General features: G+C 41.3%; 8 protein-coding genes. 7 read left to right on the top strand and 1 reads right to left on the bottom strand.

The features are described 5' to 3' along the window. Positions 1-52: 52 nt before the first annotated feature. The gene (locus tag CJF29_RS17245) at positions 53-4,186 is read right to left on the bottom strand and encodes a two-component regulator propeller domain-containing protein (protein ID WP_099147047.1); all 4,134 of its coding nucleotides are present in this window, start codon (positions 4,184-4,186) and stop codon (positions 53-55) included. A gap of 395 nt (positions 4,187-4,581) precedes the next feature. On the opposite strand from CJF29_RS17245, the gene CJF29_RS17240 reads away from it, so the two are divergent. From CJF29_RS17240 to CJF29_RS17210, 7 genes are all read left to right on the top strand, one after another. Then, on the top strand, positions 4,582-7,755 hold the full coding sequence (locus tag CJF29_RS17240) for a SusC/RagA family TonB-linked outer membrane protein (RefSeq protein ID WP_004311414.1): 3,174 nt from the start codon (positions 4,582-4,584) through the stop codon (positions 7,753-7,755). A gap of 19 nt (positions 7,756-7,774) precedes the next feature. Beyond that, positions 7,775-9,421, top strand: a complete 1,647-nt coding sequence (locus CJF29_RS17235; RefSeq protein WP_004300844.1) for a RagB/SusD family nutrient uptake outer membrane protein — start codon at positions 7,775-7,777, stop codon at positions 9,419-9,421. Positions 9,422-9,435: 14 nt separating this feature from the next. Continuing rightward, on the top strand, positions 9,436-10,839 hold the full coding sequence (locus CJF29_RS17230) for a glycan-binding surface protein (RefSeq protein WP_004311416.1): 1,404 nt from the start codon (positions 9,436-9,438) through the stop codon (positions 10,837-10,839). A 24-nt stretch (positions 10,840-10,863) separates the two neighbouring features. Further along, a complete protein-coding gene (locus tag CJF29_RS17225) occupies positions 10,864-13,086 on the top strand; it encodes an endo-1,4-beta-xylanase (protein ID WP_009040541.1) in 2,223 nt (740 codons plus the stop codon). Positions 13,087-13,418: 332 nt separating this feature from the next. After that, positions 13,419-15,077, top strand: a complete 1,659-nt coding sequence (locus CJF29_RS17220; RefSeq protein ID WP_004304379.1) for a sialate O-acetylesterase — start codon at positions 13,419-13,421, stop codon at positions 15,075-15,077. 16 nt (positions 15,078-15,093) lie between these two features. Then, on the top strand, positions 15,094-16,509 hold the full coding sequence (locus tag CJF29_RS17215) for an MFS transporter (protein WP_099147046.1): 1,416 nt from the start codon (positions 15,094-15,096) through the stop codon (positions 16,507-16,509). Between the two features lie 39 nt (positions 16,510-16,548). After that, a complete protein-coding gene (locus tag CJF29_RS17210; RefSeq protein WP_004326483.1) occupies positions 16,549-17,679 on the top strand; it encodes an endo-1,4-beta-xylanase in 1,131 nt (376 codons plus the stop codon). The last annotated feature ends 17 nt before the right edge of the window (positions 17,680-17,696 follow it).

The raw sequence follows: 17,696 nt of genomic DNA, 5'->3' as shown, positions 1-17,696 counted from the left end.
CGGCTTTCTTTCTAATTTAGATTCTTGTTTGTAACAAGTCTAATTCTGTTTGTTACATCTGTTGTTCTTTATATTCACTCGGTGAAATTCCGTAAAAGTCTCTGAATGTATTGGAAAAATGAGAGAGGTTGGAGAAGCCTGTAGCGTATGCAACTTCCGAAACGCTTAGATTCTTCTCACGTAGCAGATTGGCAGCTTGTTTCAGTCTGATAGAACGAATGAAATCTCGTGCTGACTGATTAGTCAACTCCTTTAATTTGCGGTGCATATGTACGCGGCTCATTCCAACGTTGGCTGCCAGCATCTCTACATTAAGGGTAGGGTCGGCAAGATGGTCATTGATGGTTTTCATTACTTTACTCATCAAGATCTCATCATTGGACTTCATTTCTATCTTTGTTATTTTTTCTTCTACTTGTTGTTCACCTACCAGTTTGCCGCGCAGTCTTTCCCGATTGGCTATCAGATTACTGATAGTAGTTCGTAATAATTCAGTGTTGAATGGTTTTACGATATAAGCATCTGCTCCAATTTCAAGCCCTTCGATTTGGTCTTCGGCTTTCGATTTGGCGGTTAATAATATAATCGGTATATGATTGATATTGATATTCTGTTTTATTTTCCGGCAGAGAGTGATCCCATCCATTTCGGGCATCATAACATCACTGATGACGAGATCGGGTTTCTCCTTCAAAATGGTTTCCAGTCCTTCCCGTCCATTTGTACATTCATAGATACGGAAATCACTATCCAGTTCGCTACGTATGTAGCGGCGTATTTCTTCATCATCTTCTACGATTAAGACGCGATAACGTGTTTTTGCTTTGGGTTTCCTGTACTCGTTAGTTTTGTTTTCTTCTTCCGTTTCATAGATCGAATCTTTGGGAAGTTGGGAGATTGTTGGTTCGCTTCCGGTTTCTTCAGGATTTTCCAGTTCTTCTGCTTTCAAGTGATTACTACCTAACGGCAGGCGGATGATGAAACGGGTTCCTTGTCCGTCTTCGCGGTTTTCTGCTTTGATGATGCCGTGGTGCAGTTCCACTAACGACCGTGAAAGATGCAGTCCGATTCCTGTACCGAAATTAGATTGTGTCATGTCGTTGTCAATCTGATAGAAACGTTCGAATATTTGTTCTATTTTGTTTTTGTCAATACCGATTCCGTTATCGGTGATATCTATCTCGAAATAATCTTTCAAAGCACCCCGGTAGGCATCGTTGTGACCGGTTTTCAATAACACTTCGATATTTCCTCCCTCATGTGTATATTTGAAAGCATTGGAAAGGACATTCATCAATACTTTGTCAAAGTTATTTAGATCAATCCATACTTTCAGAGAATCAGCACCTTCCAGTTCTTTTTCGAAAGTAAATGTGATGTTCTTTTTTTGCGCTTGATAATTGAATGTTTGCATCAAGTCATTGATAAATCCTACGATGTCTGTTTCCCGGAATTTCAGATGCATTTGTCCTTTGTCCAGTTTTCGTATGTCCATCAGTTGATTGATCAGACGTAGAATACGTTGGGCATTCCGGTAAATCATGAGATAAACCGGTTGTTTCTCGGAATGTTCGGCTAACAGTTTCTCTAACGGGCTGATGATAAAAGTCATCGGGGTACGTATTTCATGTGAGATATTAATGAAGAATTGTAATTTGGCTTCGTTAATCTGTTCCATGTGTTTTTGTCGCATCACTTCTTGCCGGTGGCGGATACGTGACAGAATATACATGGTAAGAGCATAGATTAGTAATGCTCCGAGACATCCCCAGATTACTTTTGCCCACCAGGTCTGGTACCAGGGTGGAGTGATGGCAATAGTAACTGTGCGGATATTAGAGAAATTATTATGGTCGCGTGCCTGTACGGAGAAAGTGTATTTCCCCGGTTTCAGACTGCTATAAGTCACCCGGTTTGTTCCCGGTTGCGTACTGATCCATTCATCGCCTAATTCTTTTATCTTATATTGATAACTAATCCGGTCGGGATTGCTGAATTCCAAAACAGAAAAATCAATGCTGAATGTATTTTCATTATATGCCAGTGTAAATTGCTCGGTATCCATGACAGCAGTATCAGTGATGACATTGTTGCCGGATTTATCCCCTTTTTTCACAGGGCGGTTAGCAACGTGAAAGCCGGTAATCAATACATTCATTTCTTTTTTGATTTCGGTGATATCCTGGGGGTAGAAAGCTGTTACTCCATTGGTACCTCCAAAAAATATCTTGCCGCGTTTATCTTTAAATACAGCAGTGCGCGTAAACTCATTTCCTTGCAGACCGTCGCCTGCATAATAGTTGATAAACTTCTTTTCCGGAGGATTCAGTTTGGAGATTCCCTGATGGGTACTGATCCATATATTTTTTTTCTCGTCTTCAGCCAGGCCGCAAATAATATCACTGGGGAGTCCATCGGCAGTAGTGAAAAGTACAGGTGTTAGTCTGTCTTTATTCAGGCAGACCAATCCTTCGGAAGTACCAGCCCAGATCTCTCCATTACTACTTTCCAATAAACTGTAAACGACATACCCGGGGAGGAGATTGTTTTGCTTTTTATAATTGATAAAATTGTCCGTTTGAGGATTGAGTACGGCCAGACCTTTATAAGTGCCGATCCATATCATTCCCTCTCTATCTTCCAGTAGGTAGCTGATCCAATCGTTTGGAAGTCGGTTGATGCTCCAGTCATCGTTTTCGTTGCGGGTAGATTCGTAATAGGTGACATGTTGAGTTGGTAAATTGATTTTGTATAAGCCCGAACCATAAGTACCCACCCAGAGATTCTTGTTTTTGTCTTCAATGATGCAGGAAACTTTGGGCTTGCCTGCGTTAAGATTTCCTTGTAAAAGCGAGGTGGCATCTTGACATGTTCCGGTTTGTTTGTTCATCCGTGCCAGACCATCGAAGTAAGATCCTAGCCAAAGTTCCTGATTGGAATCTTCATAGAGACATAGGATAGTGCCGGGGACAGATTGGGGATTACCTGCCTGATGGGTGTAATGGCGTAATTGTTTTCCCTGATCGTTTATGGCATATAATCCGTCGTTATCCGTACCTATCCAGATTGTAGCTTGTTCATCTGTATGAATAGCCATAACACAGCTGGAACCAATGGTGTTGTTGTGTATTGATTTGTAGCCGTAGTAGTCGAACTTATTTGAAATGCCGGGCACTAGTATCAAACCTTTCTGAAAAATGCCCAGCCATAAATTGTGATCTTTATCTTCGATTAACGAGTGAACCTTGGATTTGGAGAAGTCAAAGGGACCCGCATTAATCTCACTGTCCACAATAATATCTTGTTGAGGCTGATATTCTTTTACTCCTTCACCGTCTGTTCCTATGATAAGTTTTCCACGGGTATCAATGATGAGAGTCCGGATATTCAAATTCATCCGGTTTTGGTAGAGGACAGGTTCGAAGTTTCCTTCCTGCCGGGATGATAGTCTGAAAAGACCTTTTGTCAAGGTTCCTACGAAAATTTGTCCGTGTGCATCCTCACAAATGGCAGAAACGTCATCACCTGCTATATGATAAGGTGCTTTATAGCTTTTAAGCTCTTTATTTTCCGGAGAATAACGGTAAAGTCCTTTTTCTTCTGTAGCAATCCATAAATTTTGCCGGGAATCTTCGAAAATGACATTCAGGTAGTTACTACCTATCCGGTCTGTCAGTTCGGTTTCGATATGGAAGGAGGCGGGATTGCTGTTCTTTTTTAGGGATATGGCGCCTTGTCCGGAAGTTGCTATCCAAAGATCTCCGTTCCGGCGTTCAATAATGGAAGTGATATGAGGATTCTTTCGTCCGTCTTTCCGAGAGATGAATAATTCGTGAAAGTTGTCTGTGGCGCGGTCATATCGCTGTAAGCCATTGATGCATCCGATCCAGAAATTACCGCGACTGTCTTCGAATAATGTCCGTACATAGTTGTTTTTCAAACTGGTGCTATCCGTAGCATTATGTCGATAGATCGAGAAACGTGTCCCGTCGAATTTATTAAGTCCGTTTTCGGTAGCTATCCAGATAAATCCTTTCCGGTCCTGATATACGGCATTGATCAGACTGTTGGAAAGTTCTTTGTCTGTTGAATAGAATTTGCCGGTCTGTGCTTTCATAACAGGAGTGCTTCCTATCAGGAAACAGTATATGGAAAAAAGGAATAGGATTTGTGCTTTCATACTCATTAATATAAGCAGGGTTTATTGGTGCTTTTTATATAGACAAAGATACTATATTAAATTAAAATAGCATTAGCTTTGTTACTTTTCCTTTTACTGATGTTACGTGCAAACCCTTTAGGGATGCTTCTGGGAGGGGTATGTAACGGGTGTGCAATAGCTTGTAACGTACATGCAAGTGTATGTAACCGCCTGTCAATTGCTTGAAACAAAATCTCCACCTATGCTTGATATATTATCCATAAATTTGCATTAACAAAAAAAATGAATTGTCGGACACCTTAAAATAATAACTGCTTATGGAAACATGAATTCCTTACTCTATTCCTTATTATAAATAAGAAGAGAAAAACCTATAACTTGGATTAACCACTATCATTATTAATTAAAAAAATGATTTTATGGAAAGCACAAATCATTATTTTCGACCGTTAGGTCTTATCATTCTTTTCTGCCTCTTCCCTGTATGGGTATTGGCACAGACTGTTTCCGTGACGGGGATGGTCAAAGATGCATCGGGCGAACCGATTATCGGAGCCAGTGTAGTAGAAGCTGGCACTACCAATGGTATAGTTACCGATTTGGATGGTAATTTTAAGTTGAATGTATCAGCCAAAGGTAGCTTGAAGATTTCTTTTATCGGATATCAGACACAAACGATTCCTGTAGCCGGGAAAAAGCAGTTTGATATTACCCTCAAAGAAGATGCAAAAGTATTAGACGAAGTAGTTGTAGTTGGATATGGTCAGATGAAACGTAGTGACCTGACCGGTTCTGTTGTATCGGTCAACGATGAAGCCATTAAGAAATCTGTAGTGACTTCCGTTGACCAGGTACTGCAAGGACGTGCTGCTGGTGTGCAGGTACAGGCTAATAGCGGTATGCCCGGTGGTAGTTCTTCCATCCGTATTCGTGGTATCAACTCTTTGAATGCCTCCAATGAACCTATCTTTGTCATTGACGGTGTTATCATCGACGGTTCCACAGGTTCGGGAAGTGATAATGCACTGGCATCTATCAATCCTTCGGACATCGTCTCTATGGACGTATTAAAGGATGCTTCCGCCACTGCTATTTATGGTGCGCGAGCTGCAAACGGTGTGATTATGATTACTACCAAACGTGGACAGAAGGGTGAGGCGCAAATAACTTATGACGGATATATAGGATGGCAGGAAATGCCTAAAAAACTGGATATGCTGAATCTGCGTGAATATGCGGAGCATAAGAATGTTCGTTCAGGAAAAGACTATTCGGGAAATGATTGGGGAATAGTGAACAAGGATAATAACTTTGTTCGTCCGGATTTACTAGGTGAGGGTACAGACTGGCAGGATGAGATGTTCTCTAAAGCTATGATGACCAGTCATAATCTTTCTGTGACCGGAGGTACTGATAAAAGTAACTATGCATTGGGAGCAGGTTACCTCAATCAGGATGGTATTGCTGTTGGTTCAGGGTTCAGGCGTCTGAACTTACGAGGTAGTTTTGATGCCCAGGTGAAGAGCTATTTAAAAATGGGTATTAACTTTGCGTTTAGTAATTCCCGTCAGAAATTGACTGTATCTGACGAGTCGTTGATTAGAACTGCTTTATTGCAGAGTCCGAGTGTGGCTGTTCGTAATGCTGAAGGCACATTTGACGGACCGGATACGGACGAATGGGTACAAACGAATCCGGTGGGTCTTGCCATGATTAAGGATAACCGCAACGAGAAAATGGGTATTCGGGCAAACACCTATGCTGAAGCTACTATCATTGACGGACTGACGTTTAAAACGGAATTGTCTTTCGATTATGGGGTAACTAATACTTATAAATTTGATCCCTCATATACTTTTGGTGCGATTGAAAATACGGACCGTCAGGGGACTTTCTCCAAATCATATAATAAGTTCTGGAGTTGGAGAAATATCGTGAATTACATGAAAACTTTTGGAGTGCACAATGTGAATGCAATGATTGGCCAGGAAATGCAGGAGAGCAAATGGGAATATCTGATGGGAAGCCGTATGGGATATTTGTCCAATGCTGCAACCGACCTGACATTGGGAGATGCCGCAACAGCCAAGAATAATGGTAATAGTGGAGAAAGTTCGATTTTATCTTATTTCGGCCGTCTGTTCTATTCATACGATGACAAATATCTGTTGACATTTACTCTTCGTCGCGACGGTTCTTCCAAATTCTACAAAGATAATCGTTGGGGATGGTTCCCGTCGGCTGCTTTGGCTTGGAAGGTTTCCAATGAATCTTTTTTGAAAGACAACAATATTATTAATAATCTGAAATTGCGTTTAGGATGGGGTGTTGTAGGTAATCAGAATGTGCCTAATAATGCATATAAAGCCATTTATTCATCTGTTGCTACCGTTTGGGGAACAGGATTGCTGGCTGGCAATACTCCGAATCCCGAATTGAAATGGGAGTCTACTTATTCAAGTAATCTGGGACTTGATATTAATCTTTTCCAGAACAGGATTGAATTGATAGCCGATATTTATTATAAGAAAACAAATGATTTGTTGTTGCAAGTGCCTCTTCCTGCTTACGTGGGAACTTCAGGTCAGGGCTCTACTTCCGCACCCTGGAAGAATGTGGGTTCTTTGGAGAATAAAGGACTTGAGTTGACTTTAAATACAGTGAATATTGATAAAGGCGGATTTCAATGGAGAAGTAACGTGGTATTCTCTATGAACCGTAATAAAGTAAAATCGCTGGATACGGCAACCAGCCTGATAGATAAGAGTAATCAGACAGGCGAAACAATAACCGTACTGACACGTACATCAGTAGGAAACCCTATCGGACAGTTTTATGGTTATAAAGTGATTGGCCGCTTTGAAAAGGCTACTGACTTTTACTATAAAGATGCTTCCGGAGCAATTAAGCCGGTAGCATTGCCTGAAGGTATGTCGATTTCCAAGAATAGTATCTGGATTGGTGATTATATTTTTGAAGATGTAAACAAAGACGGTGTTATCAATGAACAGGACCGTACTTATATCGGTAATCCTGAACCGGACTTTACTTTCGGCTTCGGTAACTCTTTCTCTTATAAAGGCTTCGACTTGAGCATTAACCTGACCGGATCGGTGGGAAATGAAGTTGTAAACTGGGGGCGTCGTGAACTTGAAAATCCACGGGGCAATAATAATATCCTGAAATCGGCGTTGGATTATGCACAACTGGCTTTGATTGATCCGAATGGTCCGGATGATTATCGGAATATACAGATTGTAGGCGGTGACCCTTATGCTTGCCGTATGGCTATTGCCAAAGGGACAGATGATTCCAATTATCGTTTCAGTGACCGCTTTGTGGAAGATGGTTCTTTCCTGCGTATTCAGTCTATCTCTTTCGGCTATACGTTCCCGCGTAAATGGTTGGCACCGATTGGTATTCAGAATCTGAAACTTTATTGTAACCTGCAGAATGTATATACATTCACAAAATACAAAGGGATGGACCCGGAAATAGGTTCTGCCAATCAGGACGCTTTGCTTACAGGCTTTGATAACTATCGTTATCCTTCTCCGCGAATTTATACATTCGGTCTGAATTTAACCTTTTAATCATTTAAAGTGACTAAATATGAAAACAAGTAAATATATATACTCTTTCATGTTGGCTGTAGCTTTGGCGTTTGCAGGATGCAGTGACTTCCTCGATTCTGAAGATAACTCCAATATCGCAGGAGATAACTTTTATCAAACGGAAGATGATTTCCGGGCAGCAACAGCTCCTTTGTACAATAAGGTGTGGTTCGACTTTAACGATAAGTTCTATTATGGACTGGGTGATGGACGCGGATTCAACCTTTGTGCGACAACCTCTAATTATATCTATCCTTTTGCCGATTTGACCGAAACCGGATTGACGGGGCCGTTAGTTTCGGCTTGGGGCTCATTATACAATATAGTACAGCAAACTAATAAGATTATTAACGGGATCAAAGGTAACTCATCCAATAGCGAAGAAGTGAAGAACCCATATATTGCTGAAGCACGGTTCATGCGTGGAGTTGCTTATTCCTATCTGGCGATGTTATGGGGAAATGTTATTATAAATGAGGATACGGATGAACTGGTGGCTAATCCAATTGTCAATACTAGCCCGGTAAGTGATGTCTATGAATTTGCGATGCGTGACTTGGAATTTGCGGCAAAATATTTGCCGGAGGTTTCTTCTGCTGCCGGACGTGTCAATAAATACAGTGCCTTTGGCATGTTGTCGCGTGTTTATCTGACGTATGCCGGTTATAGTAGTAACCCTAATAGTGCGACCCGTAATCAGGACTATCTGGATTTGGCAAAGAAAGCGGCTTTAAAAGTGATAGAAAACAGAAATTTTGAACTGATGACTGATTATGCCGATTTGTTTATGATTGATAAAAATAACAACTCGGAAACACTGTTTGCTTTACAATGGGTTAGTAATGGTACGTATGGGGAATGTAATACGATACAGGACTATTTTGCTTGTGAGTCGGCTATTACCGGTAATGACCGTGCATGGGGCGGTTATGTTTTTGCACAACCGGACGTGATTTGGGAGTATGAAAAAGGAGATAAACGGCGTCAGCCGACTTGGATGGCTTATGGCGATCATTATCCTGAAATACAGAAAGCAAACGGAGGATATACTTGTGAGAAGAAAGCATCGGGTACTGTTTCCGGAATTTATTGTAAGAAATATGTTTGTGGTTCTAGCAAAGATAATGCGAAGATCACTTCCGGAAGTACTCCTATCAATACTTACATGTTGCGTCTGGCAGAAGTATATCTGATTTATGCAGAAGCTATATTGGGAAATAATCCTTCAACAGATGATGCCGATGCAATGGAATACTTTAACAAAGTGCGCAAGCGTGCCGGTTTGGAACCCCAAAATTCGATTACTTACGAAGATATTCGTCGTGAGCGTAGACTGGAACTTTGTCTGGAAGGACAGTATTGGTATGACTTGGTACGTAGAGCTTATTATAAACAACAGGAAGTACTCAATTATATCACCGGACAGGATAGGGGTACTGCTATTCCTGTAGTATGGGATGCGGATACACAGACTTTGAAGAGAGACGAGGATTCGGATGAAACGAAGCGTGCCATAGGTGACGTCGATTCCAGTATATTCCTTCTTCCTTATCCGGAATCGGAGACTGTGCAAAATCCTTTGTTGAAAGCGGATCCTATGCCTTATGCATTTAAGGAAGACAGAATAACCGATTTGTTTAACTAAAAACGAGAATACGAATGAAAAGCTTGATATATAAAAATAGTATGAAAGCATTTGGCTTATTGGTGAGTCTGCTCATCTGCTCTTGTTCATTTGTTTCGTGTGACGACGATGACGATAATGGCGGAAGTTCTGTGATGAACATAACAGGGATCTATCTGGAAGACGCGAAGTCGAATGTTCCTGACCGTTTGGTTGATTTTGCCCGTTTGGGACAACTGATTCGAATTGAAGGTGAAGGATTCAACGGATTGAAGAAAGTGTATATTAATGGATATAACTGTTATTTTAATCCGGTTTTTGTTTCGAATAAATCTTTTTTGGTTAGTGTGAACAGTAAAGTTCCGACTACAGAAGCTGACGAGAATGTACGTAATACAATTCGTTTGGTAAAAGATGGCGGTGAATACGTTTATGATTTCCAGATTCGTGCTGCTGCACCGTCTATAACGAAAATCTCCAACTGTATGCCGAATATAGGTGAACCTATCATTGTTTACGGAAGTGGATTGACGGAAATAGCAAAAGTCGTTTTCCCCGGAAATGTGGTGGTGACAGAAGGTATTATTTCTGATCTTGACGGTGAATATTTTATGGTGGATATGCCTGCCGGAGTTTCTGAAGAGGGCGGTTCTATTTTCGTAGAAGGTTCGAATGGTGGTGCTTATTCTCCTGCCTATTTCAATTATAAGAAAGGCTTGTTGTTGAACTTCGACGGAGTGGGTGCACAAGGGGCATGGGGCGATTCTGAAAGTATGATTCAAACAACCGAACTGGAATCTGCTTCGATTGGTGAAGGTAATGTGTCGCAAGGTGCTTACTGTCGTTTGCCATTAGAAAGACAGTTGCCGGTGGCAGCAGCGAAGAATCGTTGTGCTGAAGTTTGGACAGCTGGTAATGGCACTGATCCTGACTGGTTGACGCTGGGTGTCCCTGCTGAAACTCCTGTTGCCGAATGTGCTATTCAGTTTGAAATTTATGTGCCCGAACCTTGGTCTGAATCCGGATTCCTGAAGATTTGTGGTCAGAACGGATTCAACGGTGGAGAATGGGAGAGAGACTGTTATAATTACGTACCGTGGCTTGTAGACGGAAAGATTGTTCCTTTCCAGACAACCGGTTGGCAGACTGTAACTGTTCCGTTTAGTGAATTCTACAAATCGAAAGCATCCAGCGGAGCTTGGACCACTTTTGCCGATGTGGCCGCTACCCGTGCATCTGCTTCTTATGCCAACTTCGGTTTCTATTTTGAGAACTCTGATATTACATTGGATAAGATCACAGGTGCGAGCTCGGATAAAGAAACAGAGTTTCTATCCAAAGCAACTTCCGTGAAGATTTATATTGATAACTGGCGTGTCGTACCTTTGACGAAGCCGGAATATACCGATTTCCCGGACGAAGAAGAGGATGCAGAATAATAATGACTTTAAATTGAAAAGATTATGAAATACAGAAATATGCTTCCGTTTGTTGCCTTGTCGGTGCTGATATTGACATCGTGTGACGATAATAAGATGGAGTGGTATAAAGACCCTACACATGGAGCGGTTACTTCTTCCGAACTGCCTTTACAGTTGGCTGAAAAGATTTCCCGTTACAAGCCGTTGAAAGAATATTTATCCGATCCCAACTTTAAGTTGGGTATCGGAGTGGGGATGGATGAATATCTTGGTGACGAGACAACGACTACCATTGTGAATGAGAACTTTAATGATCTGACGATAGGATATGCCATGAAGCACGGTCCTATGGTCGATTCTAAAGGGAATTTGAAATTTGATAAGGTAGATCAATTGTTTACAAAGACTACAGAAGCGGGTATAAGCATTTATGGACACTGTCTGATTTGGCACACTAATCAGAATGCGAGTTATCTGAATAGTCTGATTGCACCGGAAGTTATTCCGGGACCGGCGGGCAGTAATTTGTTGGATCTGTCAGGCATTGAAGATGGAACCTTTGATGGCTGGAATCGTAAAAATGGAAGTGATGCGATGTCCATTGTGGAAGGGGAAGGACTGACAACTACTTCCAAAGCATTGAAATTTACAGTAGGATCTTCTGTAACGGCTGCTCATTCTGTGCAATTATATACTCCTGACATTTCAGCAGTAAGTGGGCATAATTATGAAATTTCATTTTTTGTCCGTTCGGATAAAGCTGGTAAAGCCCGGTTGACTTTCGCTGGGTTAGGAAATAATTATCCATATAAAGACTGGTATGCTACAGGTGGCAGTTGGACGGAAGCTTTTGAGACAACGTCTCAATGGCAGCAGGTGAAGATCACAGTGAATGATTTTGTTAGTACTACATTTCAGATTGCATTTGAATTTGGTTATTTGCCGGATGTGACTTATTATGTAGATAATATTGTTGTGACAGACAAAGATGCCGATCCTACTGTGGTTAATCTGATTTCTAACGGAGATTTTGAAAGCAAAGCTATTACTCCTTGGGGAGCTTGGAGTAGTGGAAAAGCCGCGATTTCGGAAGAAGGTGAAGGATATGGAAGTTCATATTCGATGAAGCTGACTAGTTCTGTTGACGGAGGGGCGGGCAATGCATATAAGGCACAGGCTGGATATGGCTTTGATACTCCTTTGGAAGTCGGCAAGACCTATGAGTTCTCTGCTATGATTAAAGCAAGTGTCTCAACTACTTTCCAAATTCAAATTCAGAACTCAACGAGTTATGCAGGTGAATGCTATGTAGATGGAAATGTGAGTACGACTTGGACAGAATTTAAGAAAGAATTTACAGTGTCTAAAGAGGATATGAATCGATTCTGTATCAATTTCGGAGTTAGTGCAGGCGATTATTATATAGATAATATCGTATTGTCGGAGAAAGTGGTGGAGACACGTGCAGTCACTCGCGCTTCCGGTCCTACTATCATTGAGAAGACCGACGAAGAAAAAGCCGAGATTATCAGAGATGCTATGGAAGACTGGATTTCAAAGATGGTTACCCATTGCAAACCTTATGTTCATGCATGGGACGTAGTCAATGAACCAATGGATGACGGAAAAACATCAGACATTAAGACTGGTAAAGGCAAAACTGATCTGGCTTCTGATGAATTCTACTGGCAAGATTATTTCCTGACTCCGAAAGACTATGCAGTAGAAGCTTTCAAACTTGCCCGTCAGTATGGAAATCCGGATGATAAACTATTCATCAATGATTATAATCTGGAATATAACCTCAATAAGTGTGACGGTCTGATTAAATATGTGGAATACATCGAAAGCAAAGGGGCCATAGTGGATGGTATTGGTACACAAATGCATATTGCTATTGATTCCAATAAAGACAATATTGCTCAAATGTTCCAGAAACTGGGTGCTACCGGCAAGTTGATTAAAGTATCCGAGTTGGATATTAAGGTTAACACCTCGTCGCCTACTACTGAAAATCTGGCACAACAGGCAGAAATGTATCAGTATGTTATTGATATGTACAAGAAGTATATTCCGGTGGATAAACAATATGGTATTACCATCTGGGGAGTATCGGACAATGAAAAAGAACATGTGAATTGGATACCGAATGACGCTCCGAACCTTTGGGATGCTAATTATGCACGTAAACATGCTTATAAGGGAGTAGCCGATGGTTTGGCTGGTAAGGATGTCAGCGAAGACTTTACCGGAGATTTGGAATAAATGATTTTATAATAATTAAAGAGGGGGAGAGTGAGGGTTACAGTAGTTGTTATCATCCTGGAGCGGATCGAATGAATAACAATAACTACTGTAATCCGCTCTTTCTAAAACTTTCGTTTTCCTCCTGTTCATCGGTGGTTTCAGCTTGAATGTAACATTACAACAAGTTTTTGTAACATACGTAAACGATGATGTAACAAGCGAGTAATGATTTGAATCAGAATTTCTGGGTAAGTGGGAAGAAACTTCCTAAGTTTGCAAAGTGGAATCCCGATGGATTTCTTCTCTTGCTAAATTATCATGAAATAAAGACATATAAAAGAAAAGACAGAATGAATAAGTATTGGTTTTATAAGGTAGGGTTAGTAGTTGTGTTCCTTTGCTTCGCCTTGTTGGGCGGAGCAAAGGTTAAACTTCCGACTCTTGTTTCCGACGGAATGGTACTTCAGCGTGGGGAACCTGTCAATATCTGGGGAACGGCTGATCCTGATGAAACCGTTGATATAACTTTCCTGAAAAAGAAATATAAGACTGTTGCTGATGTACAAGGTAACTGGAAAGTGACTTTGCCTATATTGAAAGCTGGCGGACCTTATACGATGGCCATTAATGATATCGAATTAAAGGATATTCTTATTGGTGATGTTTGGGTATGTTCGGGACAGTCGAATATGGAATTGCCTGTTTCACGGGTTACAGATCGTTTTCGCGATGAAATATCTACGGACAGTAACTATCCGATGGTACGCTATATAAAAACACCTCTGCTCTATAATTTTCATGCTCCGCAGGCAGATATTCCGGGAATTTCCTGGCAAGCGATGACTCCTGAAAATGTGATGCCTTTCTCTGCTTTAGCCTATTTCTTCGCTAAAGATGTCTATCAAAAGACAAAGGTTCCGGTAGGAATCATAAATTCCAGTGTCGGAGGTTCACCGGTAGAAGCGTGGATCAGTGAGGGAGGGTTGAAGCCTTTTCCATTTTATTTGAATGAAAAGCGTATCTATGAGTCAGACGATTTGATGGAGTCGATGAAAAAAGAGGAGAGGAAGAAAAGTCATGCCTGGAATGTGGCGTTGTTTCAGGGAGATAAAGGGATGCATGAGGCTACCCCTTGGTATGCTGCCGATTATGATGATAGCAATTGGACAGAAACAGATTTGTTTACTTCCGGCTGGGCAACAAACGGACTGAATACCGTCAATGGCTCCCACTGGTTCCGTAAAGACTTTCAGGTGTCTGCACAACAGGCGGGAGAGAAAGCGACTCTTCGTTTGGGATGCATCGTAGATGCAGATTCGGTCTATGTAAATGGCACATTTGTGGGGACTGTCTCTTATCAGTATCCTCCCCGTATCTACACCATTCCTGCCGGATTGTTGAAAGCCGGAAAAAATACAATAACCATACGCCTTTTCAGTTATGGCGGTCGTCCTCAATTTGTAAAGGAAAAGCCTTATAAAATCCTTTTCGGAAAAGGTCAGCCGGAAAAAGGAGAATCGGAGATCAATTTGGAGGGGAGTTGGAAATATCATCTTGGTGCTCCTATGCCCGCTGCTCCGGGACAAACGGCTTTTCATTATAAACCCACAGGACTGTATAATGCAATGATTGCTCCTTTGCTGAACTATACGGTATCCGGTGTCATCTGGTATCAGGGAGAATCGAATGTCTCACGCAGAAATGAGTATAAAGACTTGTTGACGGCTATGATTAGCGATTGGAGACAACGATGGAATAAGTCGGATATGCCTTTCTATATCATTGAGCTGGCGGATTTCCTTTCACCCACAGATAAAGGAGGACGCACTGCCTGGGCGGAATTCCGGAAAGCGCAGGCGGAAGTAGCCGATACAAATAAAAATGTTACTCTGATTAAAAATAGTGATTTAGGAGAATGGAATGATATTCATCCATTGGATAAAAAGACGCTAGGGCAACGAGTGGCAGCAGCTATCTTGATAGAAATGAATACGAAAAACAGAAAATGACCAATTTATCTATTTTATGGAGAATACAATAAAGACCAATGAAGCGAAAGGTTTCTATAAACTCTCTTGGCTTCAACGTATAGGATTCGGTTCCGGTGATTTGGCGCAAAACCTTATTTACCAGACCGTATGTATGTATCTGCTGATTTTTTATACCAATGTATATGGACTTAAACCGGAAGTGGCAGCCGTGATGTTTCTTATTGTCAGGATAGTGGATGTCCTTTGGGATCCTCTGGTGGGTGCTTTCGTCGATAAACACAATCCTAAACTAGGTAAATACCGTTCATATCTTATTTGGGGAGGAATTCCGCTGACTGGTTTTGCTATTCTTTGTTTTTGGAACGGCTTTTCGGGTTCACTGTTCTATGCCTATTTCACTTACGTTGGATTATCCATGTGTTATACATTGATTAATGTGCCTTATGGAGCACTGAATGCGTCACTTACCCGCGATACGAATGAAATCACGGTGTTGACGTCAGTGCGTATGTTTCTTGCCAATTTGGGTGGTTTGGCTGTGGCATACGGTATTCCGATACTGGTGAAGGTGTTGTCTCCCGATGGTAAAATCAATACTACTGCATCTGCTAACGCATGGTTTATTACGATGACTATTTATGCTGTTATCGGATTGGCGTTATTGATGTTCTGCTTTAGCCAGACGAAGGAGCGTGTGGTTATGGATCAGGAGGAGACATCTAAAGTAAAAGTGTCCGACTTGTGGGTAGAATTTTGTAGAAATAAACCTTTGCGTATTTTGGCGTTCTTTTTCATTACTGCTTTTGCAATGATGGCGATTGGTAATTCTGCCGGTTCATATTATATGATTTATAATGTACGTGCACCGGAGATGTTACCTTATTTCATGGCCTTGGGCTCGATACCCGCATTCATTTTCATGCCGATGGTACCTGCCATTAAACGTGCCATTGGAAAAAAGCAAATGTTTTATGTATTCCTTTCAGTCGCTATATTGGGTATGGCATTGCTGTATATTATTTCTGTGGTTCCGGTACTCAAAACGCAGATATGGTTGGTCTTTGTGGCGCAGTTCATAAAATCGACGGGAGTCATTATTGCGACAGGGTATATGTGGGCTTTGGTTCCCGAAGTAATTTCGTATGGCGAATATACTCATGGTAAACGTATTTCGGGTATAGTCAATGCTTTGACTGGTATTTTCTATAAAGCGGGAATGGCTCTTGGAGGAGTTGTACCGGGACTTGTTATGGCTTTTGTCGGATTCGACCAGACAAATGAAGTGTCACAATCACCTTTTGCCGAACAGGGAATACTGTGGCTCGTAGCCGTTATTCCGGCGTTGTTGCTTTTGATCGCTATGTTCATTATTTCTAAATATGAATTGGAAGATAATGTGATTGACAATATAAATGAGGAGATAGAATCGCGCTGTAAAAAAGGCGAATAGATAAGATAGTAGAATGTTTATTACTCAAAAATATAACGTATGAAACTCAAACGAATAATTCTGTTGTTATTGACAGTGATGTTTTCTTTTTCTTATGGAGAAGTTTTTGCGAAAGATGGAAATTCGCTGAAAAAGGCTTTGAAAAACAAGTTTTTGATTGGCGTGTCAGTGAACACACATCAAAGTTCCGGTAAGGATGTCGCAGCTGTTGAAATTGTAAAGAAGAATTTTAATTCCATCGTGGCGGAAAACTGCATGAAGTCTTCTGTCATTCATCCGAAAGAAAATAAGTATAATTTTGCGCAGGCAGATGAATTTGTCAGTTTTGGTGAGAGCAATCAAATGGCTATCATTGGTCACTGCCTGATTTGGCATTCACAATTGGCTCCTTGGTTTTGCGTAGATAAGGACGGGAATAATGTTTCTCCGGAAGTCCTGAAGAAACGGATGAAAGACCATATCACTACCATCGTGAAACGCTATAAAGGCCGTATCAAAGGCTGGGATGTAGTAAATGAAGCGATTGAAGATAATGGAGCATATCGCAAGACAAAGTTTTATGAGATTCTGGGGGAAGAATATATCCCATTGGCTTTCCAATATGCACACGAGGCTGATCCGGATGCCGAACTTTACTACAATGACTACTCAATGGCCCAACCGGGGAGAAGAGAAGCCGTCGTGAAAATGGTGAACGATTTGAAAAAACGTGGAATCCGTATTGATGCCATAGGTATGCAAGGACACATCGGCATGGACTACCCGAAAATCAGTGAATTTGAGAAGAGTATGCTGGCCTTTGCCGGAACAGGAGTGAAGATAATGATAACAGAACTGGATTTGACGGTGATACCATCACCGAATCCCAATGTAGGTGCAGAAGTTTCCGCTTCCTTTGAATATAAGAAAGAGATGAATCCTTATCCGGATGGATTACCGGAAGAGGTATCGAAAGCATGGACTGAAAGAATGAATGACTTTTTCCGTCTGTTCCTGAAACATCATAACCTCATCACCAGGGTTACTCTTTGGGGAGTAGCCGATCAGAACTCTTGGCGTAATGACTGGCCGATGAGAGGCCGCACGGATTATCCGTTACTTTTTGATCGCAATTATCAGCCGAAGCCGGTAGTCGGCCTGATTATCAAAGAGGCTGAAAAAACAAAATAAGTTTCTAACAGAAAAAC

Source organism: Bacteroides celer (assembly GCF_002632415.2).
Classification (GTDB): domain Bacteria; phylum Bacteroidota; class Bacteroidia; order Bacteroidales; family Bacteroidaceae; genus Bacteroides.
The sequence above is the reverse complement of the archived record's forward strand: the minus strand, read 5'-3'. Positions and strand labels throughout refer to the sequence as shown.